Raw genomic sequence first — 3,282 nt, forward strand, 5'->3', positions numbered from 1 at the left:
GCGTGCTGGTGGTCGGCGCCGGCGGCGGCGCGGCCGGTGCACTCGGCCCGCTGCTGGCCGCGCGGCCGGCGCAGCTGGTGCTGGCCAACCGCAACGTCGACAAGGCGCAGGCGCTGGTGGCCCGCCATGCGGCGCCGGCGCGCCATGCCGGGGTCGAGTTGCGCGCCACCGGCCTGGCCGACTGCGGCGAGGCCTTCGACGTCGTCGTCAACGCGAGCGCGAGCAGCCTGCAGGGCGCCGAAGTGCCGGTATCGCCGCGCGTGCTGCGCGCCGGCACGCTGGCGCTCGACATGATGTACGGCCCGGCCGCGCAGGGCTTCGTCGCGTGGGCGGCGCAGCATGGCGCGACCGGCCGCGACGGCCTGGGCATGCTGGTCGAGCAGGCCGGCGAGGCGTTCTTCGTCTGGCGCGGCGTGCGCCCCGACACCGCGCCGGTGCTGGCCGAGCTACAGGCGCGGCTGTCCGCCGCCAGCCGATGAAGAACGCGGTCCGCCAGGTCGCGCGGCTGATCGCGCTGTCGGTGCTGTCGGTGCTCGCGCTGCAGCTGTACTTCCTGGCCCGCGTCGCGCTGATGCTGGTGGTCGACCCGCAATCGACGACCTTCCAGCGCTCCGAGGCCTGGCGGCTGCTGACCGAGCAGCACCAGGTGCCGTGGAGCCAGGAGTGGCAGCCGTACGACCGCATCGCCGACACGCTGAAGCGGGCGGTGATCGCGTCGGAGGATGCCGGCTTCACCGAGCACAGCGGTGTCGAATGGGACGCGGTCGAGAAGGCCTGGGAAAAGAACCAGCGGGCCGAGGCGCGGGCCGACCGGATCAACGATCGCCTTGAGCAGCGCCCGCCGAAGGCCCACGCCACGCCGGCCCGCCGTGCCGAGCCCAAGATCATCGGCGGCTCGACGATCACGCAGCAGCTCGCGAAGAACCTGTTCCTCGGCAGCGAACGCAGCCTGCCGCGCAAGGCGCAGGAGTTCGTCATCACGTTCATGCTGGAGGGGCTGCTGTCGAAGCAGCGCATCCTCGAGATCTACCTGAACAACGTCGAGTGGGGCGAAGGCGTGTTCGGCGCGCAGGCCGCCGCGCGGCACTACTTCCGGGTCGACGCGGCAAGGCTCGCGCCGCTCCAGGCGGCACGCCTGGCGGTGATGCTGCCGGCGCCGAAGCGCTTCGAGAAGCGGCCGGGGTCGGCGTACGTGGTCGGGCGGGCGGGGACGGTCGTGTCTCGCATGGGGGCAGTCGAACTCCCGTAGCCCGGATGCCTCCTAGAATCCCGCGATGCCCTCCGACCTCGCCACCGAACTCGCCAGCGCCGCCGCCCGGCTGATCGTCGAGGAGGGCATGGAATACGGCCCGGCCAAGCGCCGCGCCGCGCGCGACCTCGGCAAGCGCAGCACCCGCCAGGTCGACCTGCCCGACAACGACCAGGTCGAGGACGAGGTGCGAGCCTACCTCGCGCTGTTCTGTGCCGACACCCAGCCCGCCGAGCTGCGCGCGCTGCGCGAGGTGGCGCTGCTGTGGATGGAGCGGCTGCAGGAATTCCGCCCGCATCTGTACGGCGCCGTGTGGCGCGGCACCGCGACGCGGCTCAACAGCGTGCGGCTGGAGCTGTTCTGCGACGACTCGAAGGAAGCCGAGCTCGCACTGATCGACCGCCGCGTGTCCTATGACGTCGGCAGCCTCGACGGCCCGCGTGGCGATCCGATCGACGTGCTGACCGTCAGCAGCCCGAGCGCCGCGCTCGGCGAGGAAGTGACCGTGCACCTGACCATCCTGGACCACGACGACCTGCGCGGTGCGTTGAAACCCGACAGCCGCGGCCGCAGCGAGCGCGGCGACCTGGCCGGGCTGCGTCGCTTGCTGGCCTCGGACGAGGCGTCGGCATGAACCGCCGGAAGGCACTGACGATCGGGGTGGGTGCCGTCGCGCTGGCCGCGGGCGCCGGCTTCGGCTGGTGGCGTGAGCGCAGCACGGCGCTGCCCGAAGCCGAACGCGCGCTGTGGGATCTCCAGTTCGACCGCCCCGAGGGCGGCTCGCTGCCGCTGGCCGGCCTGCGCGGCCAGCCATTGCTGCTGAACTTCTGGGCCACCTGGTGCGCACCGTGCGTGAAGGAGATGCCGTTGCTCGACGCCTTCCAGCGCGCCCACCAGCCGGCCGGCTGGCGCGTGGTCGGGCTGGCCGTCGACAGCCCGACCCCGGTGCGCGAGTTCCTGAAGAACGTGCCGGTCACGTTCCCGATCGGCCTGGCCGGGCTGACCGGCGTGGACCTGGCCCGCTCGCTCGGCAACGAACGCGGCGGCCTGCCATTCAGTGCCGTCTTCGGCCGCGATGGGCGCATCATCGCGCGCAAACTGGGCAGCATCGGCGAGCAGGACCTGGCCGGCTGGGTCCGACAGCTCGCTTGATCGGCCGGTGGGGGCCCTTCGGCCGAGATTTTTCTATATTGCAGTCTTCGGCCCCTAAAGCGCGTAAAGTTCAGCCTTCGCAAAATTCCGGGCCGCCTGCCCCAGGCGCCCGATCCGCGCTTCATGCACATCCTGGTCTTGCACGGCCCGAACCTGAACCTGCTCGGCACACGCGAGCCGGAGGTCTATGGCGCGACGACTTTGGCGCAGATCGATGCCGATCTCGCCGAGATCGCGGCCAAGGCCGGTTCGACGCTGGTGAGCTTCCAGAGCAACCATGAAGGCGCGTTGATCGACCGCGTGCAGGCCGCGCGGCTCGACGGCACGCAGTGCATCCTGATCAACCCGGGCGCGTTCACGCACACCAGCGTCGCGCTGCGCGATGCGCTGGCCGGTGTCGCGATCCCGTTCATCGAGGTGCACCTGTCGAACGTGCACCGGCGCGAAGCCTTCCGCCACCATTCCTATTTCTCGGACCTGGCCGACGGCGTGATCGTCGGCCTGGGCGCAGACGGCTATGCCTGCGCCCTGCGCCACGTGCTGCAGCGTGACGTGAAGCGCCCTCCCCAGCGGACGGCCTGACCCCACGGCGCTGACGGCCCGACCCGGGCCGGTGGCGCCCGAGACCGGCAACAAGCCCGACAACAAAGACGACTGAAGTTGGAGAACCCATGGACCTGCGCAAACTGAAGACCCTGATCGATCTCGTCTCCGAGTCGAACATCTCCGAGCTGGAGATCACCGAGGCGGACGGCAAGGTGCGGATCGTCAAGGCCGACCCGAACCTCATCGCGGCAGGCCCGGTGGCCTACGCGGCGCCCGTGCTGGCCCCGGTGGCCGCCGCACCGGCCGCCGCCGCGGCAGCCGCCCCGGCCGAGGCC

At 71.4% G+C, this 3,282-nt stretch carries 5 protein-coding genes and 1 pseudogene; all 6 read left to right on the forward strand.

Annotation, left to right across the window (positions count from 1 at the left end):
• A pseudogene (aroE, locus tag ACXJLU_RS32900) lies at positions 1 to 479 on the forward strand (shikimate dehydrogenase); the annotation flags it as partial.
• A complete protein-coding gene (locus tag ACXJLU_RS32905; RefSeq protein WP_457337934.1) occupies positions 476 to 1,249 on the forward strand; it encodes a transglycosylase domain-containing protein in 774 nt (257 codons plus the stop codon). The pseudogene aroE and the gene ACXJLU_RS32905, both read left to right, overlap by 4 nt.
• A gap of 25 nt (positions 1,250 to 1,274) precedes the next feature.
• Positions 1,275 to 1,883, forward strand: a complete 609-nt coding sequence (locus tag ACXJLU_RS32910) for a hypothetical protein (protein ID WP_073463013.1) — start codon at positions 1,275 to 1,277, stop codon at positions 1,881 to 1,883.
• Positions 1,880 to 2,401 carry a TlpA family protein disulfide reductase gene (locus ACXJLU_RS32915; protein ID WP_457337935.1) on the forward strand — a complete coding sequence of 174 codons (522 nt, stop codon included), beginning with the start codon at positions 1,880 to 1,882 and terminating at the stop codon, positions 2,399 to 2,401. The genes ACXJLU_RS32910 and ACXJLU_RS32915 overlap by 4 nt, the downstream gene beginning before the upstream one ends.
• Before the next feature lie 123 nt (positions 2,402 to 2,524).
• Positions 2,525 to 2,983 (forward strand): type II 3-dehydroquinate dehydratase, encoded by a 459-nt coding sequence (aroQ, locus tag ACXJLU_RS32920; protein WP_457337936.1) that lies wholly within the window; start codon positions 2,525 to 2,527, stop codon positions 2,981 to 2,983.
• Positions 2,984 to 3,072: 89 nt separating this feature from the next.
• A partial coding sequence (locus tag ACXJLU_RS32925) for a DUF8684 domain-containing protein (protein WP_489742420.1) occupies positions 3,073 to 3,282 on the forward strand: 210 nt, incomplete at its 3' end.

It is taken from the genome of Rhizobacter sp. P5_C2, assembly GCF_054049715.1.

What these genes read in the sequence shown, in the direction of transcription:
- ACXJLU_RS32905 (WP_457337934.1), top strand. Translation starts at nt 476, where the DNA reads ATGAAGAACGCGGTCCGCCAGGTCGCGCGGCTGATCGCGCTGTCGGTG.
- ACXJLU_RS32910 (WP_073463013.1), top strand. Translation starts at nt 1,275, where the DNA reads ATGCCCTCCGACCTCGCCACCGAACTCGCCAGCGCCGCCGCCCGGCTG.
- ACXJLU_RS32915 (WP_457337935.1), top strand. Translation starts at nt 1,880, where the DNA reads ATGAACCGCCGGAAGGCACTGACGATCGGGGTGGGTGCCGTCGCGCTG.
- aroQ (WP_457337936.1), top strand. Translation starts at nt 2,525, where the DNA reads ATGCACATCCTGGTCTTGCACGGCCCGAACCTGAACCTGCTCGGCACA.